Origin of the sequence: Massilia sp. MP_M2, from assembly GCF_039123635.1 — a bacterium.
GTDB lineage: Bacteria > Pseudomonadota > Gammaproteobacteria > Burkholderiales > Burkholderiaceae_D > Telluria.
In genome coordinates, this window is record NZ_JBCHJF010000002.1 from 464,427 (window position 1) to 487,975 (window position 23,549).

General features: G+C 65.9%; 16 protein-coding genes and 1 riboswitch. Of the genes, 12 read left to right on the plus strand and 4 right to left on the minus strand.

Features of this window, described 5'->3' with window-relative positions:
* Positions 1 to 283: 283 nt before the first annotated feature.
* From RCH14_RS06935 to RCH14_RS06955, 5 genes are read left to right on the plus strand one after another with little or no spacing between them, the layout of a single operon-like run.
* Positions 284 to 1,594: an efflux RND transporter periplasmic adaptor subunit gene (locus tag RCH14_RS06935; protein ID WP_343025407.1), complete on the plus strand. Its 1,311-nt coding sequence runs from the start codon at positions 284 to 286 to the stop codon at positions 1,592 to 1,594.
* 31 nt (positions 1,595 to 1,625) lie between these two features.
* Positions 1,626 to 4,733 carry an efflux RND transporter permease subunit gene (locus RCH14_RS06940; protein ID WP_343025408.1) on the plus strand — a complete coding sequence of 1,036 codons (3,108 nt, stop codon included), beginning with the start codon at positions 1,626 to 1,628 and terminating at the stop codon, positions 4,731 to 4,733.
* Positions 4,730 to 8,011 carry an efflux RND transporter permease subunit gene (locus RCH14_RS06945; protein ID WP_343025409.1) on the plus strand — a complete coding sequence of 1,094 codons (3,282 nt, stop codon included), beginning with the start codon at positions 4,730 to 4,732 and terminating at the stop codon, positions 8,009 to 8,011. Before RCH14_RS06940 ends, RCH14_RS06945 begins: the two co-directional genes overlap by 4 nt.
* 5 nt (positions 8,012 to 8,016) lie before the next feature.
* Positions 8,017 to 9,480, plus strand: coding sequence for an efflux transporter outer membrane subunit (locus tag RCH14_RS06950; protein WP_407070060.1), 1,464 nt, complete (start codon positions 8,017 to 8,019; stop codon positions 9,478 to 9,480).
* 46 nt (positions 9,481 to 9,526) lie between these two features.
* Complete coding sequence (locus tag RCH14_RS06955) at positions 9,527 to 10,489, plus strand: HDOD domain-containing protein (RefSeq protein WP_343025411.1); 963 nt, start codon at positions 9,527 to 9,529, stop codon at positions 10,487 to 10,489.
* Position 10,490: 1 nt separating this feature from the next.
* Here the strand turns inward: RCH14_RS06955 and RCH14_RS06960 are convergent, their stop codons facing one another.
* Positions 10,491 to 11,798: a GGDEF domain-containing protein gene (locus RCH14_RS06960; RefSeq protein ID WP_343025412.1), complete on the minus strand. Its 1,308-nt coding sequence runs from the start codon at positions 11,796 to 11,798 to the stop codon at positions 10,491 to 10,493.
* 175 nt (positions 11,799 to 11,973) lie between these two features.
* On the opposite strand from RCH14_RS06960, the gene RCH14_RS06965 reads away from it, so the two are divergent.
* From RCH14_RS06965 to RCH14_RS06980, 4 genes are all read left to right on the plus strand, one after another.
* On the plus strand, positions 11,974 to 14,112 hold the full coding sequence (locus RCH14_RS06965; RefSeq protein ID WP_343025413.1) for a S46 family peptidase: 2,139 nt from the start codon (positions 11,974 to 11,976) through the stop codon (positions 14,110 to 14,112).
* 29 nt (positions 14,113 to 14,141) lie between these two features.
* Positions 14,142 to 14,735, plus strand: a complete 594-nt coding sequence (gene pnuC, locus RCH14_RS06970; protein WP_343025414.1) for a nicotinamide riboside transporter PnuC — start codon at positions 14,142 to 14,144, stop codon at positions 14,733 to 14,735.
* Entirely contained in the window at positions 14,732 to 15,271 is a 540-nt protein-coding gene (locus tag RCH14_RS06975) for an ATP-binding protein (protein WP_343025415.1), read from the plus strand. The genes pnuC and RCH14_RS06975 overlap by 4 nt, the downstream gene beginning before the upstream one ends.
* Before the next feature lie 172 nt (positions 15,272 to 15,443).
* Complete coding sequence (locus tag RCH14_RS06980; RefSeq protein WP_343025416.1) at positions 15,444 to 16,412, plus strand: HDOD domain-containing protein; 969 nt, start codon at positions 15,444 to 15,446, stop codon at positions 16,410 to 16,412.
* Between the two features lie 316 nt (positions 16,413 to 16,728).
* Here the strand turns inward: RCH14_RS06980 and RCH14_RS06985 are convergent, their stop codons facing one another.
* Positions 16,729 to 18,858, minus strand: coding sequence for a TonB-dependent siderophore receptor (locus RCH14_RS06985; RefSeq protein WP_343025417.1), 2,130 nt, complete (start codon positions 18,856 to 18,858; stop codon positions 16,729 to 16,731).
* An 83-nt stretch (positions 18,859 to 18,941) separates the two neighbouring features.
* Positions 18,942 to 19,039, minus strand: a riboswitch (TPP riboswitch).
* Positions 19,040 to 19,095: 56 nt separating this feature from the next.
* Positions 19,096 to 19,869, minus strand: coding sequence for a DUF535 family protein (locus RCH14_RS06990; RefSeq protein ID WP_343025418.1), 774 nt, complete (start codon positions 19,867 to 19,869; stop codon positions 19,096 to 19,098).
* A gap of 307 nt (positions 19,870 to 20,176) precedes the next feature.
* Between RCH14_RS06990 and RCH14_RS06995 the strand changes: the two genes are divergently transcribed.
* Together RCH14_RS06995 and RCH14_RS07000 are read left to right on the plus strand one after the other, a co-directional pair.
* Complete coding sequence (locus RCH14_RS06995) at positions 20,177 to 20,518, plus strand: hypothetical protein (RefSeq protein ID WP_343025419.1); 342 nt, start codon at positions 20,177 to 20,179, stop codon at positions 20,516 to 20,518.
* 94 nt (positions 20,519 to 20,612) lie between these two features.
* Positions 20,613 to 21,326, plus strand: coding sequence for a glutathione S-transferase family protein (locus RCH14_RS07000; protein ID WP_343025420.1), 714 nt, complete (start codon positions 20,613 to 20,615; stop codon positions 21,324 to 21,326).
* A gap of 31 nt (positions 21,327 to 21,357) precedes the next feature.
* Here the strand turns inward: RCH14_RS07000 and RCH14_RS07005 are convergent, their stop codons facing one another.
* Positions 21,358 to 22,545, minus strand: a complete 1,188-nt coding sequence (locus RCH14_RS07005) for an MFS transporter (RefSeq protein WP_343025421.1) — start codon at positions 22,543 to 22,545, stop codon at positions 21,358 to 21,360.
* Positions 22,546 to 22,643: 98 nt separating this feature from the next.
* On the opposite strand from RCH14_RS07005, the gene RCH14_RS07010 reads away from it, so the two are divergent.
* Entirely contained in the window at positions 22,644 to 23,549 is a 906-nt protein-coding gene (locus tag RCH14_RS07010) for a LysR family transcriptional regulator (RefSeq protein WP_343025422.1), read from the plus strand.

Sequence of the window (23,549 nt, forward strand, 5' to 3'; positions counted from 1 at the left end):
CCGCGCGTGCATGCTGCACATGTAGCGACTTTGTAACTGATTGAGACAAAGGCGGGACGGGCGCAACACCTTGGTGTCGCGCCCGTTTGCCGTTTACTGCCGTCATTTGAGGGCCAACCGTGTAAATCGGTGTTAAGCGGGGGTGGCCGGGCGGCGTTTCAAGGCCGGTTCAGCCTCTATTCTATGTACGTTACGAAACATTCCATGTGAAATTCGCATGCTACAGTCTTCGCGAGTAGTGGTGCGTAGCGCGCATTGACAAAAAAAATCGACAAGGACAAGCATGGACCAGCATTCCCCCATCCCTCCCGCCACCAGCCGCCCGCCGCGTACGCGGCGCACCCGGCTCATTGGCGGCACGATTGCCGTGCTGTCGATGGCGGCCCTGGGCTACCTGGCCTGGACGCTGATCAACCCGGCCCCAGGCGGCGCGGGCGGTCCCGGCGGCCCGGGCATGTCTGCCGGCGGGCCTGGCGGCGGTGGCGGGGGGGGCCGTGGTCCCGGTGGACGGGGCGGCCCGGCGACGACGGTCGGTGTCGCCACCGCGACCGTGGCCGACATCCCGGTCACGCTCGAAGCACTGGGCACCGTGGTGCCGGCCGCGATCGTGACTGTGCGTCCGCAGGTCTCGGGCGTGGTCCAGAAGATCCACTTCACCGAAGGCCAACTGGTCAAGCCGGGCCAGGTGCTCGCGACGATCGACCAGCGTCCGTTCCAGATGGCGCTGCTGCAGGCACGCGGCCAGCGCCAGCGCGACGAAGCGCAGCTGGAAAGCGCGCGCGTCACGCTCAAGCGTTTCCAGACCCTGCTCGAACAGGATTCGATCGCGCGCCAGGAAGTCGATACACAGGCCGCGCTGGTCAAGCAGCTCGAAGGCACGGCGACGATCGACCGCGCCAATGAAGGCACTGCCCAGCTCAATCTCGACTACGCCACGGTGCGCGCACCGATCGGCGGGCGCGTTGGCCTGCGCACGGTCGATGTGGGTAATCTGGTCGGGAGCGGCGATACTGCCGGCATCGCCGTGATCACGCAACTGGCCCCGATCGACGTCGAATTCGCGGTGCCGCAAGATGGCTTGCCGGTGCTGCAGCAGCGCATCACGCAAGGCGCGAAGCTGCCGGCCACCGCGCTGGACCGCACGCGCACCGACGCACTGGCCACGGGCAGCTTCATCGCGCTGGACAACCAGGTCGATACGTCCACCGGCACCGTGCGCGCCAAGGCGCGCTTTGTCAACACCGATGGCAAGCTGTTCCCGAGCCAGTTCGTCAACCTGCGCCTGACAGTCAACACGATCAACAATGCGGTGCAGGTGCCGGTCACGGCGCTGCGCCACGGCACCGACGGCGACTTCGTCTACGTGCTCGACGCCGCCAAGCGCACCGTGGCGCTGCGCCCCGTCAAGCGCGGGCAGGCCACCGTCGACAAAGTCCAGATCGCCAGCGGCCTGAAAGCCGGTGAGCAGGTGATTACCGAAGGCGCCGACCGCTTGCGCGATGGCGCGAGCGTGGTGCTGCCGGGTGACAAGCCGGGCGGCGCGCGTGGCGCGGGGCAGGGCGCAGCCCGGCCGGCGCAGGGAGCGCCGCGATGATGGTGCGGCATTCGGCGCACGGGAGCATCGCGTGAGCCCTTCCACCCCCTTTATCCAGCGGCCGGTCGCCACGGCCCTGCTGATGCTGGCGATTGTGCTGTCCGGTCTGGTGGGTTACCGCTTCCTGCCGCTGGCCGCGCTGCCGCAGGTCGACTTCCCGACCATCCAGGTGCAGACGCTGTATCCGGGCGCGAGCCCCGAAGTCATGGCGCGCACGGTCACCGCGCCGCTCGAACGCCAGTTCGGGCAGATGGCCGGCCTGACCCGCATGAGTTCCACCAGCGCCGCCGGCGTCTCGATGGTCACGCTCCAGTTTGCACTGGGCGAGACGCTCGACGTGGCCGAGCAGGAAGTCCAGGCCGCGATCAATGCCGGCGGCTCGCTGCTGCCAACCGACCTGCCGGCGCCGCCCGTCTACGCCAAGGTCAACCCGGCCGACGCGCCGGTGCTCACGCTCGCGATCACGTCCGACACGCTGCCGCTGACCGAAGTCCAGAACCTCGTCAACACGCGCCTGGCCCTGAAGATCAGCCAGGTGTCCGGCGTGGGTCAGGTGTCGCTGTCGGGCGGCCAGCGCCCGGCCGTGCGCATTCAGGCCGATACCGCCGCTCTCGCATCGTACGGCCTGGGCCTGGACACGCTGCGCACCGCGATCACCGCCGCCAACGCCAATAGCGCCAAGGGCAGCTTCGATGGCCCGACGCGCTCGTACGCGATCAATGCCAACGACCAGCTGGTCACGGTGCCCGACTACCAGAACCTGATCGTCGCCTACCGCAATGGCGCGCCGGTCAAGCTGCTCGAAGTGGCGAAGGTCGTCGACAGCGCCGAGAACGTGCGCCTGGGCGCCTGGGCCAATATGAAGCCGGCCATCATCCTGAACGTGCAGCGCCAGCCGGGCGCGAACGTGATTGCCACCGTCGACGCGATCAAGGCGCGCCTGCCCGAACTGCAGGCCGGCTTACCCAGCGCCCTGCGCATGGACGTGCTGAGCGACCGCACCACGGGCATTCGTGCCTCCGTCAAGCACGTGCAGATCGAGCTGGTGCTGGCCGTGATCATGGTGGTGCTGGTGATCTTCGCGTTCCTGCACGACCTGCGCGCGACCGTGATTGCCAGCCTGGCCGTGCCGATCTCGCTGATCGGCAGCTTCGGCGTGATGTACCTGCTCGGTTACAGCCTGAACAACCTGTCGCTGATGGCGCTGACCATTGCCACCGGCTTTGTCGTCGACGATGCGATCGTCATGATCGAGAACATCGCGCGCTACATCGAGAAAGGCGAAGCCCCGATGGCCGCCGCGATCAAGGGCGCCACGCAGATCGGCTTCACGATCATCTCGCTGACCGTCTCGCTGATCGCCGTCCTGATCCCGCTGCTGTTCATGGGCGACGTGGTCGGGCGCCTGTTCCGCGAATTTGCCGTCACGCTGGCCATCACGATCCTGATCTCGGGCGTGGTCTCGCTCACGCTCGTGCCGATGATGGCCGCGCGCTGGCTGCGCAGCCACGAGCAGGAACAACCAAGCCGCTTCGCCGTCAAGTTCCAGGCCTTCTTTGACCGCGTGATCGCGCGCTACGACGTGATGCTGGGGTGGGTGTTGAAACGCCAGGGCCTGACACTGCTCGTCGCGCTGGCCACCGTGGTGCTGACCGCCGTGATGTGGACCATCATCCCGAAAGGCCTGTTCCCGACCCAGGACACCGGTCAGTTGCAAGCCCGCGTGCAGGCACGCCAGTCGATCTCGTACACGGACATGGCCAAGCTGCAGCAGGAAGCGGCGCGCCGCATCATCCAGGACGAGGCGGTCGAGTCGGTCGCGTCGTACGTCGGCGTGGATGCGGCCAACAACACGATGCTCCATACCGGCACCATGCTGATCAACCTGAAAGCCGAACGCGGCGACCAGGCCGAGACCATGGTGCGCCTGCGTGAACGCGTGGCCAATGTGGCGGGGCTGCAGCTGTTTTTGCAGCCGACGCAGGACCTGACGATCGACGCCGAAAGCGGCCCGACCCAGTACCGGTTCTCGGTCGAAGGCGCCGACACCGATCTCGTCAACGAATGGGCGCGCAAGCTCACGACCAAGATCGGCACCTTGCCCGAGCTGCGCACGGCCGTCACCGATGCTGGCGCGACGGGCGCTGCCGCCTTCATCGACATCGACCGCGATACCGCGTCGCGCCTGTCGATCACGGCCGCTTCGATTGACGATGCGCTCTACAGCGCATACGGCCAGCGCATCGTCTCGACGATCTTCACCGAGACCAACCAGTACCGCGTGATTCTCGAGGCGCAGCAGGACAAGGCGATGTCGATTGCCGCGCTGGGCCGGCTGCAGCTGCGCACCGGCTCGGGCCAGTCGACGCCCCTGTCGGCGGTGGCCACGATCAGCGAACGCCAGGCGCCGCTGCAGGTGATCCACGTGGCGCAGTATCCTGCGGCCACGGTCGGCTTCGATACCGCGGCCGGCGCCTCGCTGGGCGATGCGGTGGCCGCGATCCGCGCCGCCGCGGTCGACCTCGGGATGCCGGCATCGGTCAGCATGACGTTCCTGGGCGCGTCCGGTGCCTACGAGTCGTCGCTGTCGAACCAGCTGTGGCTGATCATGGCGGCCGTCGTCTGCGTCTACATCGTGCTGGGCGTGCTGTATGAAAGCTATATTCACCCGCTGACCATCCTGTCGACGCTGCCGTCGGCCGGCGTGGGCGCGCTGCTGGCGCTGTGGGTCAGCGGCCAGGGTCTGGGCGTGATCGGCATCATCGGCATGATCCTGTTGATCGGCATCGTCAAGAAGAACGCGATCATGATGATCGACTTCGCGATCGAGGCCGAGCGCGAAGAAGGCAAGTCGCCGCTGGATGCGATCCGCCAGGCGGCCTTGCTGCGTTTTCGTCCGATCCTGATGACGACGCTGGCGGCGCTGTTTGCGGCCGTGCCGCTGATGCTGGGCACGGGCGAGGGCGCCGAGCTGCGCCGCCCACTGGGCCTCGCGATGTTCGGTGGTCTGGTGTTGAGCCAGCTGCTGACGTTGTTTACGACGCCGGTGATCTATCTGGCGTTCGACCGTACCGCGCGGCGCCTGACGGGCAAGGCGCAAGGTGACGCTGAAAGCAAAACCGAGGGGGCGGGCGCATGAACCTGTCGCGCCCCTTCGTCGAGCGGCCGATCGCCACGGTCCTGCTGACCATCGGCATCGCGCTGGCCGGCATCGCCGCCTACCTCGTGCTACCGGTAGCACCGCTGCCGCAGGTCGACTACCCGACCATTTCGGTGTCGGCGTCGCTGCCGGGCGCCAGTCCGGAAACGATGGCCTCGAGCGTGGCCACGCCGCTCGAACGGCGCCTCGGCGCAATCGCCGGCGTCAATGAGATGACGTCCAGCAGTGGCACCGGCTCGAGCCGGATCAATCTGCAGTTCGAACTGAATCGCCAGATCGATTCCGCCGCGCGCGAAGTGCAGGCGGCGATCAGCGCCTCGCGCGCCGACCTGCCGGCCACGCTGCGCAGCAATCCGACCTACAGAAAAGCCAATCCTTCCGACGCGCCGGTGCTGATCCTGGCGCTGACCTCCAAGACCAAGGCGCCGGCCGAGATTTTCGAATCGGTCTCGAACCTCGTGCAGCAGCGCCTGGCGCAGGTCAAGGGCGTGGGCGAAGTCGAAATCGGCGGCGGCTCGCTGCCGGCCGTGCGGGTCGAGCTGGTGCCGTATTCGCTGAACCGCTACGGCGTGTCGGCCGAGGACGTGCGCGCCGCGATCCAGGCCACCAACCCGAACCGCCCCAAGGGCGAAATCGATGGCAACGGCAACCGCCTGCAGATCTACTCGCAGCCGGCTGGCGGCGACGGCCGCAGCGCCGCCGATTACAAGGACCTCGTGGTCGCGTGGCGCAATGGCGCCGCCGTGCGCCTGTCCGACGTGGCCACTGTGTTCGACGGCCCCGAGAACGTCTACACGCTGGGCCTGTTCAACGGACGGCCCGCCGTCATCGTGCTCATCACGCGCCAGCCCGATGCGAACGTTATCGAAACCGTTGATGGCATCCGCGACCTGCTGCCGTCGCTGCAGGCGCAACTGCCCGGCGACATCCAGCTGGCGATTGCGTCGGACCGCACAAACTCGATCCGGGCCTCGCTGCACGAGATCGAATTCACGCTCGTGCTGTCGATCGTGCTGGTGGTGGCCGTGGTCAGTGTGTTCCTGCGCAGCCTGCGCGCCACCGTGATCCCTGCGGTGGCGACGGTCGTCTCGCTGCTCGGTACCTTCGGCGTCATGTATGCGCTGGGCTTTTCGCTCAACAACCTGTCACTGATGGCGCTGACGGTGGCCGCCGGTTTTGTCGTCGACGATGCCATCGTGGTGCTCGAAAATACGGCGCGCCATATCGAGAACGGCATGGACCGCATGGCGGCGGCCCTGCTCGGCGCGCGCGAAGTGGGCTTCACGGTGCTGTCGATTTCGCTGTCGCTGGTGGCCGTGTTCATCCCGCTGCTGTTCATGGGCGGGCAGGTGGGCCGCCTGTTCCGCGAATTTGCCGTCACGCTGTCGGCGGCGGTCATGATTTCGCTCGTGATCTCGCTGACCACCACGCCGATGATGTGCGCCTGGCTGCTGCGTCCCGAAGACAAGAGCAAGCCGCCGGGGCGCCTCGCGCGCTGGTCCGAAGGCGGTTTTGCGCGCGTGCTGCGCGTCTACGAACATGCCCTGGACTGGGCGCTGGCCAGCAAGGTGCTGGTCATGATCATCCTGCTGTTTACGGTCGGCCTGAACATCTACCTGTTTACCAATGCGCCCAAGGGCTTCTTCCCGCAGCAGGACTCGGGCCAGATGAATGGCGGCATCCGCGCCGACCAGAGCATTTCGTCGCAAGCGATGCAGAAAAAGATTTACCAGCTGGTCGAAATCATCCGCAAGGATCCGGCCGTCGATACGGTAGTTGCGTTTACCGGCGGCGGGCGCGCCGGCGGCGGCTTCATGTTCGTCAACCTCAAGCCGGTGAGCGAGCGCGATGTCGCGGCGCAGGCCGTGATCGCGCGCCTGCGTCCGCAACTGGCCAAGGTGACCGGTATCTCGATCTTCCTGAACCCGGTGCAGGACCTGCGCATGGGCGGGCGTTCGAGCAACTCGACCTACCAGTACACGCTCAAGAGCGACAACGCCGAAGACCTCAAGCAGTGGGCCGCCAAACTGGCCGAGTCCATGAAAGCGCAACCGGCGCTGGTCGATGTCGACACCGACCAGGCCGAAAACGGCGTGGAAACCTATGTCACGATCGACAAGGAAAGCGCGGCGCGCATGGGCATCACGACGCGCGACGTCACCAATGCGCTGTACAACGCGTTCGGCCAGCGTCAGGTAGCGAATATCTACGATGAGCTGAACCAGTACCACGTGGTGATGGGCGTGGCGCAGAAGTATGCGCAGTCGCCCGAAGCGCTGAAGGATGTGTACGTGCCGGCGCGGGCCGCAGGCGGGAGCCAGAACGTGGTCTCGTCCAGCACCGGCACGGCCGCCGCCGCCGGCGCTGCGGGCGCGGCGACCTCGTCGACATCGAGCCTGACGGCCGCGCGCGATCCGTCCGGCGGACAGGCGCTGGCCGATAGCGCTGCGACGATGGTGCCGCTGTCGGCGATCGCCAGCTTCGCCGAGAGCGCGACCGCTACCTCGGTCAGCCACCAGGATGGCGAACTGGCCACCACGGTGTCGTACAACCTGAACGAGGGCTTCACGCTGACGGACGGCGAAGCGGCCGTGCGCCAGGCCGAAGCCGACATCGGCATGCCGATCAATGTGCGTGGCAGCTTCCAGGGCACCGCCGCAGCGGCGCAGGCGTCGAGCCAGGAGCAGCCGCTGCTGATCCTGGCGGCCATCGTCGTCATCTACATCGTGCTCGGGATTCTGTACGAAAGCCTGATTCACCCGATCACGGTGCTCTCGACGCTGCCGTCGGCGGGTGTGGGCGCCGTGCTGGCGCTGTTGATGTTCAAGATGGAGTTCTCGATCATCGCGCTGATCGGCGTGTTCCTCCTGATCGGCATCGTGAAGAAGAATGCGATCCTGATCATCGACTTCGCGCTGGAGGCCGAGCGCGCGCGGGGCCTCACCGCAATGGAAGCGGTGCGCGAGGCCTGCATGCTGCGCTTTCGCCCGATCCTGATGACGACGCTGGCCGCCGCGCTGGGCGCTTTGCCGCTGGCGATCGGCTTTGGCGAAGGCTCCGAATTGCGCCGTCCGCTGGGCATTGCCATCATCGGCGGCCTGGTCGCGAGCCAGCTCCTGACACTGCTCACCACGCCGGTCGTGTATGTCTTGCTCGACAAGTTGCGCACCCGCAAACCCGATGAACACGCGTTGACCCGCCATCCGCACGACGTCGATCCGACGCCGGGTGCCGGTCCATCGCTCGCCAAACCATGATGCCCATGCAAATTTCTCACTCTCTGCGCCTGACCCTCCTTGCCATGGCCCTCGGCCTTGGCGGCTGCGCCGTCGGCCCGGCTTACGAACGGCCTGCCGCGCTGCCTGCCGGCCCGCTACCGGCAGCCTACAAGGGCGTCAACGCGCCATTGCCGGGCTGGACGCCGGCGGCGCCCGCCGACGCGCTCGAGCGCGGTCCCTGGTGGCAGCTGTTCAACGACCCGGAACTCGATCGTCTCAGCCGCGAGGTCGAGGCGGCCAACCAGAATATCGCCGTCGCCGTGGCCAATTACGCGCAGGCGCGTGCGATCGTCGCGCAGCAGCGCGCGTCGCTGTTCCCGGTGGTGTCGCTTGGCGCCGGGGGCGACCGCGCCGGTGGTGGCAACAGCGGCGACAGCACGAGTAGCCGCGGCGCCGCCAGCGCCTACCGCCTGCAGATCGGCGCGAGCTGGGAGCCGGACGTGTTCGGACGCCTGCGCACGGCGGTTGATGCGGCCGAAGCCAGCGCCCAGGCCAGCGCCGCCGACCTGGCCAGCGTGCGCCTCGCGGCCCTTGGCGAGCTGGCGATCAACTACTTTTCGCTGCGCCAGCTTGATGCCCAGATCGGGATGCTCGCGGCCACCATCGAAGGCTACGAGCGCGTGCTCCAGATCACGTCGAACCGCTTTGCGGCGGGCGTCTCGGCGCGCTCGGACGTGCTGCAGGCGCAGACGCAACTGGCCACGGCGCGCAGCGACGCGCTGGGCCTTGCGCGCTTGCGCGCCGAACTCGAACACGCCATCGCGGTGCTGGTCGGCCAGAGCCCGTCGAGCTTTGCGCTGGCCAGCACGACTTGGCAGGTCGTGGTGCCGGCCGTACCGGTCGGCGTACCGTCCACGCTGCTGCAGCGCCGGCCCGACATCGCCGCCGCCGAACGCAGTGTGGCCGTGGCCAATGCCGACATTGGCATCGCCCGCTCGGCCTACTTCCCGACCTTCGGGCTGTCGGCTTCGTACGGCAACAACACGAGCCGCGTGGGCGACCTGTTCTCGCTGTCGAACGCGGCCTGGTCGTTCGGCCTGTCGGCGGCGCAGACGCTGTTCAATGCCGGCGCCACGCGCGCCAGCGTTGAAGGCGCCGAGGCGCGCCACCAGGCCACCGTGGCCAGCTACCGCCAGGTGGTCCTGACGGCGTTCGCCGATGTCGAGAACGGCCTGGCCGCCACGCGCGTGCTCGAGCAGCAGCAGCAGTTGCGCATCGAAGCCGCCGAAGCGGCGGGCCTGGTCGAAGAGCAGATTCTGAACCGCTACCAGGCGGGGCAGGTGAGCTATACCGAGGTGGTGCAGGCGCAGGTGACGGCGCTCAATGCGCGCCGCCAGCTGGTGCAAGTGCAGGCCGACCGCCAGACGGCAGCGGTGGCGCTGATCCAGGCGCTGGGCGGCGGCTGGGTCGAGGGTGGCATCGGCAACGCACCGGCAATTGTCAATTGAGCCGCGCCAGGGCTTACAATGACGCATCCGAGGCCCGACCGACTTTATGAAAAAATGGATAGACCGTATGCTGGGCGCCGACAAGGCGCCAGCCGTTGACGCGAACGAACCGCCGGCCGGTGAAGCTGCGCCCGACCTGGCCGTGCAGGTCGACGGTGCGTATTACCGCTGGCTGACCGCAGCGGCCGGTTACGAGGCCACGCCTGAGGTCGAAGCGCACTTGCTGGACCTGGTGCGCACGCTGGCGCTCGATCCGAACGCGGCCAGTGGCCTGGTGCCCCGCATTCCCGAACTCATCCCCGAACTGTTGCGCGACCTGGCCGACGACGATGTATCGCAGGGTGCGCTCGCGCGCTCGGTCGAGCGCGACACGGTGCTGGTGGCCGAAGTCATCCGCGAAGCCAACAGCGCCTATTACCGCCCGTTGCAGCCCATCAAGTCGCTCGATGCCGCGCTGTTGATGCTCGGTCAGAATGGCCTGCGCATGCTGCTGGCACGGATCGCGTTTCGCCCGCTCTTGCGCATGGCCGACACCGGCTTTGCGCGCCGCGCCGCGCCGCTTGTCTGGCACCACGCCGAGAAGTGCGCGCTGGCGTCGAGCCTGATGGCGCCGGGCATGGCGGCCGGCGTGTTTGAAGCCTACCTGGCCGGGCTGATGCAGAACCTGGGCTTGCTGGTGGCCTTTCGGCTGGCCGAGCGCGCAGCCGAAGCGGGCAAGATTCCTGGCTCGAGCGAGTTCGGCGCCCGTTTGTTCGCCGTCAGCCGTGGTCTGTCGGCGTCGATCGCTGCGCACTGGGAGTTTCCACCGGATGTCGTGCATGCCATCGCCAGTGCCGGCACGCCGGCCGCATCGGCGCTGGCCCGGGCACTGGAGCGGGGCGACCAGATCGCCAAGCTGCGCGTGCTGATCGATGCACATGTCGTCGCGGAGGACGACAGCCTCGTCGCCGATGGCCTGAACAGTTTCGAACGGCGCTGCCTGGGCAAGCTGTCCGACACGAAAGGCTAGCTCAGGGCGCCGGGCAAATCCGGTTGCGTCCACCTTGCTTGGCCGTGTAGAGCATGGCATCGGCCTGCACGAACAGTTCGTTTTCGCTGTGCTGCGCCGGAAACGCGGCCAGTCCGCCGCTGAACGAAAAATGTCGTTCGTCGCCCGGCGCGACCTGAAACGCAATGGCGCCGAAGGCGGTGCGCAGCGCATCCAGCCGCGGCCAAGCCTGCGCCAGCGTGCAATCCCAGAATACCACCACGAATTCTTCGCCGCCAAACCGACTGAGCAGATCGTGCTCTCCCATCTGCGGCGCCAGGCACAGGCATAAACGCTTGATGACGATGTCGCCAAAGTGATGGCCCCAGGTGTCGTTGATGGTCTTGAACTTGTCGATGTCGATGACGCCGAATGCCAACGGCGTGCCGTCCAGCGTGGCCTGGCGGATCAGGTCCTGCGTCTTGCGCCGCAGCCCGACTTTATTGAGCAGGCCCGTGGCGCGGTCCTTGCCGATCAAATCCTTGTTGACCCGGATCTTGGCCGCGCGGTTGGCCAGTTGCGCTTCGAGCATGCCTGAACCGGTGTCGGGCAGGACCGCGTCGAAGCCATCGCCCAGCGCGCGCCGGGCCAGCGCGTCGTCCGGGCGGCGCTGCAGCAGCACGATTTCGCGCACCGGATCGGCCTCGATATTTTTTTGCATGACGCGCGCCAGGGCATCCACCCGCAGGTAGTCGCTGTCAGGGATCAAGACCAGGTCGGGCTGCAGTTCCTTGACGCGCAGGTGCAATGTCGATGGGTCGGCGTGGTAACTGACGTCGATGCGCTGGTCGCGCAGCGCCGCGACATCGAGGCTGCCCGGCAGGCCGAGCGTGACCAAGGTGACGGCGTCGCCCCGCTTGTTCTGCAAGAACAGGTTGAACAGCTTGTCGACCAGCACGTCGTTGGCGATCGGCTTTTCGGCATACGCCAGGCAATGGCTGTCGACCAGGCGCTGCTGCAGCAGGAAGCGGCTGCCCTGGCGGCTCGATTGCAGATACACGTAGCTGTGACTGGCCGGCAGGCGCGCCAGCAATTCGCCCAGCATCAGCGTCTTGCGCGCATCGTGCAGGTCGGCCTGCATATTGTGCAGGGTGTCGAGGTCGATCACGAACAGGCTGTTGCCGCGATCGGCGTCGACGGCCGCGACATACTGCGCCAGCTCGCTGAAGAAGCGGATGTCGAAATCGTATTTGTGCGCGTGCAGCAGCAACTCTGCCCGGTTGTCCTTGATGAAGAAACTCTGGCACAAGTACAGAACGGTATGTCGGTACAGTGGCGCCTCACTTGTCATGTGTGCATGCTTTCTCTGGATGCCTGTCTTGCAAAACGACAATATTACATCTTGCCATCACAAGATGACGCTATGTTGACGCGACCGATGCGGCTGTCGGATCGCCATAAATCGCCACAGTCGGGATGCAACGGCGATATACTCCCGCATTGCTTTTTTCATCCAGGGTGTTGTCTTGTTCAAATCGATCTTCCTGCCTGTCGCCTTCCTGGGCGCCGCGACCGCCGCCTTCGCCGACGAAGGCCAGTGGCAACCGCACCAGCTGCCGCAGCTCTCGTCCGAACTGAAACGTATCGGCATCACGATGCCGGCCGCGAAGCTGGCCGACCTGAGCAAGCATCCGATGAGCGCCATGGTGTCGCTCGGTGGCTGCTCTGCCTCGTTCGTCTCGCCCGATGGCCTGGTGGTCACGAACCACCACTGCGCCTACGGCGCGATCCAGCGCAATTCGACGCCCGAGCAGAACTACATCGTCAATGGCTTTTTGGCCAAGACCCGCGCCGAAGAACTGCCGGGTGGCCCGAACACGCTGGTGTACGTGACCGAAAAGGTCGAGAACGTCACCAAACGCGTGCTGGACGGCTTGAGCCCAACGCTCTCGGGCAGCGAACGCCACGCGCTGGTGGCCGCGCGGGTCAAGGCCTTGATCGCCGAATGCGAGACCGACAAATCGACGCGCTGCTCGGTGCCGGCGTTCCACCGCGGCCTGGAGTACTACCGCATCAAGCAGCTGATGATTCGCGACGTGCGCCTGGTGCACGCGCCGTCGGACCGCATCGGCAACTTCGGCGGCGACATCGACAACTACGAGTGGCCGCGCCAGACGGGCGACTATGCATTTTTGCGCGCCTACGTCGGCAAGGACGGCCGCCCGGCCGACCCGTCGCCGGACAACGTGCCATACCGCTCGAAGGACTTCCTAGTGGTGTCGGCCGAAGGCCTGAAGAACGGCGATCCGATCCTGCTGGCCGGCTACCCGGGCCGCACCAGCCGCTACAAGCTGCCAAGCGAAATCCGCTTCGCGCGTGACGTCGATTTCCCGGCCAAGGCGGCCACGATCACGGCCGACCTGGCGACCATCGCCGCCACCACCCAGGGCAATCCCGCCTGGGACGTGCGTTACGCCAGCGTGGCCAAGAGCCTGAACAACGTGCTGAAAAAGACGCAGGGCCTGATGGACGGCTTTGCGCGCAAGGACATCGCCGCCATCAAGGACGTGCAGGATGCCGAGTTCCGCACCTGGCAGCAACGCCACGCCGGCGCCAACAAGAACCTGTTGACCGAACTGGACGCCGTGATCGCCCAGGACATGGCCCTGCAACGCCAGGAAGCCGCCTGGAACGAAGCCACCCACAGCGACCTGCTCAAGAGCGCGCGCGCGCTGTATCGCCTGGCCCTTGAGCGTCAGAAGCCGGACGCGCAGCGCGAAGGCGGCTACCAGGAACGCGACCTGTCGTTCATCAAGGCGCGCCTGACGCGGCTCGAGCAGTCGTTCGTGCCAGCCGTGGACGAAGCGCGCTACAAGGCGGCGCTGGCCCGCTACGCGCGCATCGATGGCGCTGTTCGCCCGCAGGGTCTCGACGCGCTGCTGCCGACTGAAGGAGCGCTGCCGGCGCTGTACCGCAGCAGCGAGCTGGCCGACACCGCCAAGCGCCTGGCCTGGATCGGCAAGGACCCGCAGGCGTTTCGCGCCTCGAACGACCCGTTCATCGCGCTGGCCGTGCGCCTGCACGATGCCGGCATGGCGCTGGAAAATCAGCGCAACGACATCGACGGCAATCTGGAGCGCGTGATCCCGCAATACATGGCGGCCGTGATCGCGTTCAAGACGTCGCAGGGCAAGCCGGTCTACCCGGATGCCAACTCGACGCTGCGCGTGACCTACGGCACCGTGTCGCCATACGCACCGCGCGACGGCCTGCTGAAAGGGCCGTTCACCACCGTCGAAGGCATTCTCGAGAAGGAAACCGACAAGGACCCGTTCATCGTCCCGGCCGCGCTCAAGGGCGCGATCCAGGGCAAGCGCTACGGCGTGTTCAAGGACAAGGCGCTGGGCACGGTGCCAGTCAACTTCCTGTCGAGCGCCGACACCACGGGCGGCAATTCAGGGTCGGCCGTGATGAACGGACGGGGCGAACTGGTGGGCCTGAACTTCGATTCGACCTATGAATCGATCACCAAGGACTGGTACTTCGACACCGCCATCACGCGCGCGATCCACGTGGATATCCGCTACATGCTGTGGGTGATGAAGGAGGTCGATCATGCCGACAACCTGCTCAAGGAAATGACGATCAAGTATCCGAAGCAGTAAGCGAAGAAGTAAGCCGGATACGTCAACGCATGAACGAACCCCTCGTCCTCGCCGGCCTGGTGACGTCGCCACTCGAACTGATCTCGTTCCTGCTGGCCGTCACCACGGTCGTACTCAACATCCGCCAGAAGCACTGGGCCTGGCTGTTTTCGATCGCGTCGTCCGCTACTTACGCGGTGGTGTTTTTCGAGGCAAAGCTGTATGGCGACATGGGGCTGCAGTTCGTGTTCATCGGCGCGTCGATCTGGGGCTGGAGCATGTGGCTGCGCGGCGCTGGCAATGGGCCGCTGGTCGTCAAGCGCCTCAATTCCGGCACCCGTGCCTGGGTCCTGGTCACCTGGTTCGCCGGCTTCGTGCTGCTCTCGACCTTCCTAGACCATTTCACCGATACCGACGTGCCGCACGCCGATGGCTTTCTTACCGCCGGCAGCCTGATGGGGCAACTGCTCCTGGCGCGCAAGAAGCTCGAGAACTGGCACATCTGGATCGCCGTCGATATCCTGTATGTCGGGCTGTATGTCTACAAGGGCCTGATGCTCACGGCCGTGCTGTATGGCGTGTTCGTGCTGCTGGCGATTGCCGGCCTGCGCGCCTGGGCGGCGCATGTGGAAAAGCGGGCATGAACCTGCCCGCTGCCGGCATTGAGGGCGTAGCCAGGATTGCGATTCTGGGCGCTGAATCGTCGGGCAAGTCCACGCTGTCCGAAGCGCTGGCGCGCCGCTACAACACGGTCTGGGTGCCCGAATACCTGCGCGAATTCGTCGACGTCCACGCCCGCGTGCCGCGCGAGGAAGACCAGTTCGGCATCGCGCGCACGCAACTGGCGCGCGAAGATGCAGCAGAGCGCGTCGCGCGGCGCTACCTGTTCTGCGACACGACAGCCTTGATGACGGCGTTGTACAGCCGCGTATACTGGGACCGGGTGGATGCGCAACTGGCGCAGCTCGCCGCACATCACGCTTACGCCATCACGCTGGTGACGGCGCCCGACGGCCCGTGGGAGCCGGACGGCCTGCAGCGCGAATCGGAAGCGGTGCGCCAGATGGTGCACCGGATGCTGCTCGAGACGCTCGCCGCGCGTGGTGTCGCGTATACCTTGCTGGCAGGGGACCTCGTGCAGCGCTTGCGGCAGGTGGAACAGCTGCTCGGCGCACCGTAAGCGGGATTGTCGGCAGGCTTGCCACGACCATTGACCCGTATCATGGCCTGACCCGGCGCGCTGCCGATATCACAGACACGGGCACGGTGACGCCAAATAGTTTCATGGTGACGTCATTTTGTTTCTTTGTGGCATTACAATATGCTACTTTCTGAACATGGGGCGGGACGCGATGAAAAATTGGATTGGTCGCTTGCTGGGCGGCGCCGAGAAGGACACCGTCGCGCCGGCACCGGTCAGCGCAGCGCTGACGTTCGCCGACGGTCAAGCCATGGCGACCGAGGTACAGGCCACCTATTATCGCTGGTTGACGGCCAGCAGCCGATGCGCGGCGTCACCCGAACAGGAGGCGCAGATCCTGGACGAAGTGCGCTCGCTTGCCGCCGATCCTGTCTGCGCGTCCGGCCTGGTGCCACGCATCCCCGAACTGATCTCGCAGCTCCTGACCGCGCTGTCGGACGAGAACATCTCGACCGGCGCGCTGTCGGCCCAGGTGGGGCGTGACTTGGTGCTGGTGGCTGAAGTCATCCGCGAAGCCAACAGCGCCTATTATCGTCCGGTGACGCCCATCGAAACGCTCGAAGGCGCCGTGACGATGCTCGGCCTGAACGGCTTGCGCATGCTGCTCGCGCGCATCGCGTTTCGTCCACTGCTGCGCGTGACGACGCAGGGCGTGGCGCGCCAGGTGGCGCCGGTCGTCTGGAAGCATGCCGAACGCTGCGCATTCGCCGCCAGCGTCATGGCACCGGGGCTGTCCGCCGGGGTGTTCGAGTCCTATCTTGCGGGCCTGATGCAGAACCTGGGCTTGCAGGTGGCATTCCAGATCGCCGACCGCGTCTGTGAAGGCAAGGTGCCGGGCTCCGGCGAATTTGGCATCGCATTCTTTGCCGCCAGCCGCGAGCTGTCGGCGGTGATCGCCAGCCACTGGGATTTTCCACCGGACGTCGTCGACGCGATCGCGCATGCGCATGAACCGGAGGGCTCGCATCCGGCGCAGGCGCTGGCGCTGGGTGACCGGATTGCCACGCTACGCCTGCTGCTGGACGCTGGTGTGATGGGTGACGATGATCCGCTGGTGATGCAGGGGTTGAACGGGTTTGAGCGGCGCTGTCTGGGCAAGTTGCTGGAGTTGTCGGATTAAAAGCGCCTGACAAAGCCATCTAATTGTTCGCCAGACAATAGCCGGTTGAAACCCTCCCGATCGCGGCAAACCCCGCTGCAAACACGATTTGTTGGTGGATGAGCGTGGGCTTTCCCTGGCGACCCAGATATCGGGCGTACAAATACATGACTCTTGTTTCCTTATCCCGGTAGCGGAATCAATCCCAGCAGTAAAAGGGCCCGCAGCAATCCTGCAGCAAGATGCAATGGCAGGCCCCGTACTATCCAAGGCCACGCAGTTGCTTCAGAAAGCAACCGCGCTGGCCGTCAAATAAGCGGTGATCGATTCTTGAACATCAAAAATCAATCTGCGCCGACACCCTGAACGTCCTTGGCGCCCCCGGCAGCAAATACCCGCCCAGCGACTGCGTCACGTCGCGCCAGTAGAACTTGTCGAACGCATTATCCATCCGCGCCCGGATGATCGTGTTCAAACCGCCCGCGCGCAGCAGGTACGATGCGCCGAACCCGGCCACATGGTATCCCGGCACCTTAACGCGGTTGGCCGGGTCGAACACCTTGTTACCCGAATACTGCCACTGCGCGTCCAGCTTGAGCCCCGCCACCTGCGGCACCGCGTACTCGATCCACGCGGCCGTGCGCAGTTCCGGCACATTGGTCACGCGCTTGCCTTCGGTGCTGGCGTCGCCCGTGTCCTTCTGGTTCGTATCGAGCGCCATCAGCGACAGGTTGTAGTTCAGGCCGGGCAGGGCGCGACCCTGCGCCGACAGTTCGATGCCGCGGTGCGTCTGCTCGCCCGCGCGCACGAAGACGTTGGCGGCATTCGTGTATTCGAGGCCCTGGGTGATTTCGAAGAGGGCGCCGGACAGCGCCAGCTGCTCGTTCACGTTGCGCTTGACGCCGAATTCGAACTGCTTCGAGCGGCTTGGCGAGAGCACCGTGTTCTGGTTGACCGTCTCCATCGGCGCGATGCCGCCGTATTGCAGGCCGTGGCTGATCGAGCCGTACACGCGCCAGTCCGGCGCCGGCGCATACACGAGCGCCACGTTCGGCAGCGCGAACGAGTCTTTCGATTTCACGCGCGCCTGGTCGATTTCTTCCAGCGCATCGAGCTTGAGCTGGACGTAGCGCACGCCGGCGTGCAGCGTCCAGGCTGGCGCCAGGGTCACGACATCCTGCACGAACAGTGAGCGCTCTTCGGTTGCGCGGCGTTCCATTACGGGGCCGGTCACGCGGCTGCTGTCCACCGGCGGCACGATCTGGTTTTGCCAGATATTGCTCGAGCCGACGTAGTCGTAGACGTATTCGCCGAAGCTGTCGTGGCGCTGCGCGTAGGCGCTGCCGATCGTCAGCGCGTGGCGCATGGCGCCCGTGTCGAAGCGGCCCTGCAGCATCGCTTGCGCGCCCCACGGCGTCTTGCGCTCGCCGGTGCTCTGGAAGTCGTACACGTCGTAGTCGCCGTTCGAGCAGTAACCAGGGTAGTAGCCGTCGCCCTCGTTGCTGCAACCGTACGGGAAGGCGGTGAAGTCGTCGCGCTTGAACCAGTGCTTGTTGGCGTTGACGGTCGCGCTCCAGCGCTCGCTGATGCGGTACTCGAAGCGCAGCCCGAGATTGCTGCTGTCGGTGTCGACGGGGCGCGTCCATGGCTGGTCGTTGAGCAGCGTTTTCGCCGAGATCCCAGTGGGCAGGGCTTCGTTGCGCAGCAGCTGGTAGCCGGGGGCGGTGACCTGCGACTTGTGCTGGTGGTCGACGTCGATCTGGAACAGCGCGTCGGGTGACATCTGCCAGTCGAAGGCGGCCGAGATAAACTGGCGCTTGCCGTCGGCGCCGCGCACGTACGATTTCAGGTCTTCGGCGGCGGCATTGATGCGGTAGCCGAAGCGGCGGTCGGCGAAGCGCCCGCCCAGGTCGACCGCGCCGTACACGGTGCCGCGTTCGCGCACTTCGACCGTGGCCGAACGCAGCGGCGCATTGGTCGGGCGCTTGGTGGCGAAGTTGAGCATGCCGCCGGGCGCTGCAACGCCCGCCTGCAGGCCGGCCAGGCCGCGCAGGATTTCGATGCGTTCCTTGTTCTCGAGCGGGATCTGCGTGTCGCCCGAGATCGCGATCATGTCCTTGCGGTAGCTGGTCGCGTTGTCGAGCGTGAAGCCGCGCACCGAAAACTGTTCGGCGTAGCCGATAGCGTTGTAGGCGTCGCCAATCGACGCATCGTAGCGGCTCGCATCGGTGACGCTGCGGATCGACAGGTCCTGCATCTGGCCCTGGCCGATCGAGGTAATCGACGCTGGCGCGTCGAGCAGCTGCGTTTCGGCGAAGCCGCCGACACTGGCGCGGTCGAGCGCGATCCATTTGCTGCTGGTGACGACGACCGAGGGGATGGTGTCCTGTGCGACTGCGGCAGGCGTGACAACGAAGGCCTGCACGATGGCGCAGGCAAGAACGTGGTGCTTCAGAGTGAAGGTCATGGTGTGCTCGTGTTTGCGCGCCACGGAGGCGCGCCGCTTTGAAATCAAGCCGGAGCCAACGTGGGGGAAGGGCAAACGAACGGGAGGGCTGCTTTGCGCTTTCCTTCGCTGGCATTATCCAGATCAGGTACGAAGGGTATGTCTCACCCGGAACAATGTTCCAGGACCCCTAGCGAAGGCGCGAGTGTAGCACGGCGCTTGACGGCCGTGGTGAATCTGGCAAGCGTCTTGGCGGTGTCAGGCTTGCGCGGTGGTGCGGGTGCCGGCCACGGCGCCGGGCGTCGCGACCGGCGCCATGTAGCGCAGCAGCGTAGTGCAGGCGGCGTCGCCGATCGCGCGCCACTGCTCGCGGCGCTGGGCGGCGCGCTTGCGGTGCTTCGACGGCATGTCCGCCAGCGGCTTGAGATAGAACGGCAGCGTGATCTGGTAGTGGCGCGCATCGCATTCGGCGCCGCCCAGGATGCGCCAGAAGCCATCGTAGCCGCTCTCGAATGTCGCGTGCTGGTCTGCCGCGTAGGCCGGGTGCGCAGTAGCGCGCAGCGCGAGCACGCGGTCGATGCCCAGCGCCTGCGCCGCGCCCTGCAGGGCGGCAAATGCGAAGAAGCTGGGCGAATTGTTCGGGAACGCGCGTTCGAACGCATCGAAGGCCGGGCCGGCATTGCGCCACAGGCCGGCGTTATGCGTCACCAGCGGGACGCTCGCCACCGGAAGGGCAAGCTGCGCGCCGTCGGCCCAGGTCCAGGACAGTCGGTGCAGGACCGCGCCATTCGCGAGCAGCATCAAGGTCAGCCCATCCTGCGGATCGTCGCGCTTTGCGCTCCGCAGTTGCAGCGCAAAGCGGCCATGCTCGCCATCGTGCTGCCACAAGACCAGACCGGCGCTGCCTTGCACCGCATCCCGGTACGCCCGGCTGAAGGTCGCGTTCTCGAAGCGGACGTGGGGAGTCTGGGACTGGTGCTCCCGCCAGTGGCGCAGAGCATGCCAGCGTTGGGTCAATCGCGCGAAGATCATCGAGCGCTCCATTGGGCAGGTGGTGACGGGCGAACTTTATTAAATTAGTTCCTCAGTGCAATTATGTTCCCTATCGCCAACGTGTGCATGGAGAAAGTGTAATGATTCGTCAGGAACCAACACGATTGGGGTCAGTCGCCCTGTTTGCAGGGTTTGGTTCTCTGCGGGGCGTTGCTCAATAGCCACAATTGGGCGATGCCCGGGGGCGCGCCAAGCGCGTCGCGTCACCTTGATCGGCGCGAATGCGGGGTCGCCATCCGGAGCAGGTCATAATGGCGGTACTAATTTATCAGCAAGAAAGATCATCATGAAGCACATCGCCCCCCCGGAAGCCGCCCTCGCACCAAGCCCTCTGACCGGGAACGAATCTGTCGATGACAGCGCGTCAGCGGCAAACGTTGCTGCGGACGCGGCGCAGTCCCGCAGCATGCACCGCACTGCGGCGAGTCGCGCCGTCGGCCAGGCGTCGCGCGCTGCGACAGCCAAGACGGCCAAGGGCAAGGACAAGGACAGCACGGGCAGTCCTCAAAGGCCGAATGCCAGCCAGGTCTCGGCATGGAAGAAAGAAAACAAGGCATCCATTGCAGAAACGGCGAAGCATTTCAACCTGCCGCCAACGATCGCCAAACGGTGGTGTGCAGTCGCCTGATATCGAGGCAAGCCGGCATGGCCGGCCTACCGTGCTTCCCGGCCTTCCGGTTCGGTCTACCATGACTTTTCTTCCATAGACAGGAAAAGCAATCATGGCGCATCACTACGAACTGTTTTACTGGCCGTCGATCCAGGGCCGCGGCGAATTCGTGCGCCTGGCGCTCGAGGAAGCGGGCGTCGACTATGTCGACGTGGCGCGCGGCGATGGCGGCGTGGACCGATTGATGGCCGCGCTCGAGGTTGGAGACCATCCCGCCTTTGCGCCGCCATTTTTGAAAGCCGGCGAGCAGACCATCGGCCAGGTGGCCAACATTCTGCTGTATCTGGGCGAACAGCATGACCTGGTGCCGCGCACCGAATCTGGCCGGCTCTGGGTGCACCAGCTGCAATTGACGATCGCCGATCTGGTCACCGAGACGCACGACACGCATCACCCGATCGCCTCGATGCTGTACTACGAAGACCAGAAGCCCGAGGCCAAGCGCCGCGCGGCCGATTTCGTCGAGACGCGCATCCCCAAGTTCATGGGCTATTTTGCGCGGCTGCTGGCTGAGCCCGCGCGGCGCGACTACCTGCTGGGCGAACACGTGAGCTACGCCGACCTGTCGCTGTTCCAGGTCATCGAGGGCTTGCGCTACGCATTCCCCAGGGCGATGCAGAAGATCGAGCATGAGCATCCCCAGCTCACGGCCTTGCGCGACCGGGTGGCGGCGCGGCCGAAGATCGCGGCCTATCTGGCATCGCCGCGCCGCATTCCGTTCAACCAGGACGGCATCTTCCGCCACTATCCCGAGCTGGACGCGTAAGCAGGTCAGTGCAGCGCGACCGGTGCGGCGGTCATGCCTCTTGCCGGCACGCCGGCACGCCGTCGCGGCGATCAAGCCAGCGGGCCAGCGTCGTGAGCAGCAGGGCGCCCACGACCACCAGCGCGCCGATCCACGGCGTTGCCATCAAGCCCATGTGCGCAACGATCAGGCCCCCGCCCCAGGCGCCCAGCGCGATGCCGACATTGAAGGCAGCAATGTTCAGGCCCGACGCCACATCGACAGCCTGCGGCGCATCGCGTTCGGCGCGCCGCACCACATACACCTGCAAGCCCGGCACATTGCCGAAGGCGACCGCGCCCCAGGCCAGTACCGTGATCAGCACCAGCGGCTTGCTGGGCGCCGTGAAGGCCAGCACGAACAGCACCAGCGCCAGCAGCGCAAACACGATCTGCAGTGCGCGCACCGGCCCGAGGCGATCTGCCAGCTTGCCGCCCCAGATATTCCCGGCTGCGACCGACACGCCGTACACCAGCATCACCAGGCTGACGGTCGACGCCGCGAAGCCGGACACCTGTTGCAGGATCGGCGCCAGGTAGGTAAAGGCGATGAAGCTGCCGCCGTAGCCGAGCGTCGTGATGGCATACACCAGCAGCAGGCGCGGCTTCTTTAACACCGCCAGTTGCATCAAAAGTGGCGCCGGCTTGCTGGCGGCGATATCGGACGGCACCAGGATAGCGCTGCCGATGACGGCAAGCACGCCCAGCAACGACACCGCCAGGAAGGTCGCCTGCCAGCCGAAGTGCTGGCCGATGAAGGTCCCGAGCGGCACGCCGGTGACCAGCGCCACGGTCAGGCCGGTGAACATCAGCGCGATCGCGCTGGCCGCTTTTTCCTTCGGCACCAGGCTCGTGGCGATGGTCGAGCCGATCGAGAAGAACACGCCGTGCGCCAGGCCCGTGAGCACGCGCGCGGCCATCAGTGCCGTGTAGTCCGGTGCCATCCAGGCCACCAGGTTCCCGATCGAAAATAGCACCATCAGGCCAAGCAGGAGCTGCTTGCGCGGCACGCGGCCCGTCATGGCCGTGAGCAGCGGCGCGCCGATGGCCACGCCCAGTGCGTACAGGCTGACCAGGAGGCCCGCCGAGGGCACCGATACCTGCAGGCTGGCGGCGATGGTGGGAATCAGGCCAACGATCACGAATTCGGTCGTCCCGATGGCGAAGGCGCTCAATGCGAGCGCCCAGAGTGCGAGTGGCATGGTGTAGTTCCTTTGAGATGGCAGGCGTGTAGTGTGCTGCCTTTGTCAGCCCGGAAAAACAGGTCCGGCTACAATGGACTTTTGATTCGGAGTCATCAATGATCGATGTGGATGCGCTGATTGTATTTTCCGCAGTCATGGATGCGGGGTCGTTTTCGCGCGCCGCCGAGCGGCTGGGGCAGACGCCTTCGGGTGTCTCGCGCACCATCTCGCGCTTCGAGGCCAGCCTGGGCATGACGCTGATCCAGCGCACGACGCGGCGCCTGCAACTGACCGAGGAGGGCGCATGGCTATTGGGCCGGGCGCGCACGATCCTGGCCGACCTGGCCAATACCGAGGCCGAAGCGGCGGCGCGCCGCTCGCAGCCGGCGGGCCTGGTGCGGGTCAATGCTGCCACGCCGGCGCTGGGGCACCTGCTGGCGCCACTGGTGGCTGAATTTCTGGACGCGTATCCGCTGATCGAGCTGGAATTGGTCAGCGGTGAAACCTATGTCGACCTGATCGAAGAGCGGGCCGATCTGGCAATCCGCATCGGCGCGCTGCCCGATTCGACGCTCAATGCGCGCCGGCTGGGCGCGGCGCGGCTGCGCGTGCTGGCCTCACCCGCGTATCTCGAACGCCATGGCGCGCCGCGCACGCCGCGAGACTTGGCGGCGCTGGCGGGACATCGCACGCTGGGCTTCACGGCGCCGGCCTTGTTGAATACCTGGCCGTTGCGCCATGATGGCGGCGAAGGCTGGACGATCACGCCGCAGGTGGTGGCGTCGAGCGGCGAGACGCTGCGGCAGCTTGCGCTGCATGGCGCGGGCATTGCATCGCTGTCGGATTTTCTGACGCGCGCGGATATCGCGGCGGGGCGGCTGGTGCCGGTGCTGGAACAACACACGCTGCCTTGGACACAGCCCGTGTGGGCCGTGTTCTACAAGCAGGGTGGGTTGGCGCCGCGGGTGGCGGCGCTGGTGGACTTCCTCGCCCACAGGCTGGGCCAGGTGCTGGAACGCTGA

What these genes read in the sequence shown, in the direction of transcription:
- RCH14_RS06975 (WP_343025415.1), top strand. Translation starts at nt 14,732, where the DNA reads ATGAACCTGCCCGCTGCCGGCATTGAGGGCGTAGCCAGGATTGCGATT.
- RCH14_RS06935 (WP_343025407.1), top strand. Translation starts at nt 284, where the DNA reads ATGGACCAGCATTCCCCCATCCCTCCCGCCACCAGCCGCCCGCCGCGT.
- RCH14_RS06945 (WP_343025409.1), top strand. Translation starts at nt 4,730, where the DNA reads ATGAACCTGTCGCGCCCCTTCGTCGAGCGGCCGATCGCCACGGTCCTG.
- RCH14_RS06995 (WP_343025419.1), top strand. Translation starts at nt 20,177, where the DNA reads ATGAAGCACATCGCCCCCCCGGAAGCCGCCCTCGCACCAAGCCCTCTG.
- RCH14_RS07000 (WP_343025420.1), top strand. Translation starts at nt 20,613, where the DNA reads ATGGCGCATCACTACGAACTGTTTTACTGGCCGTCGATCCAGGGCCGC.
- RCH14_RS06990 (WP_343025418.1), bottom strand. Translation starts at nt 19,869, where the DNA reads ATGATCTTCGCGCGATTGACCCAACGCTGGCATGCTCTGCGCCACTGG.
- RCH14_RS06960 (WP_343025412.1), bottom strand. Translation starts at nt 11,798, where the DNA reads ATGACAAGTGAGGCGCCACTGTACCGACATACCGTTCTGTACTTGTGC.
- RCH14_RS06955 (WP_343025411.1), top strand. Translation starts at nt 9,527, where the DNA reads ATGAAAAAATGGATAGACCGTATGCTGGGCGCCGACAAGGCGCCAGCC.
- RCH14_RS06985 (WP_343025417.1), bottom strand. Translation starts at nt 18,858, where the DNA reads ATGACCTTCACTCTGAAGCACCACGTTCTTGCCTGCGCCATCGTGCAG.
- pnuC (WP_343025414.1), top strand. Translation starts at nt 14,142, where the DNA reads ATGAACGAACCCCTCGTCCTCGCCGGCCTGGTGACGTCGCCACTCGAA.
- RCH14_RS07005 (WP_343025421.1), bottom strand. Translation starts at nt 22,545, where the DNA reads ATGCCACTCGCACTCTGGGCGCTCGCATTGAGCGCCTTCGCCATCGGG.
- RCH14_RS07010 (WP_343025422.1), top strand. Translation starts at nt 22,644, where the DNA reads ATGATCGATGTGGATGCGCTGATTGTATTTTCCGCAGTCATGGATGCG.
- RCH14_RS06980 (WP_343025416.1), top strand. Translation starts at nt 15,444, where the DNA reads ATGAAAAATTGGATTGGTCGCTTGCTGGGCGGCGCCGAGAAGGACACC.
- RCH14_RS06950 (WP_407070060.1), top strand. Translation starts at nt 8,017, where the DNA reads ATGCAAATTTCTCACTCTCTGCGCCTGACCCTCCTTGCCATGGCCCTC.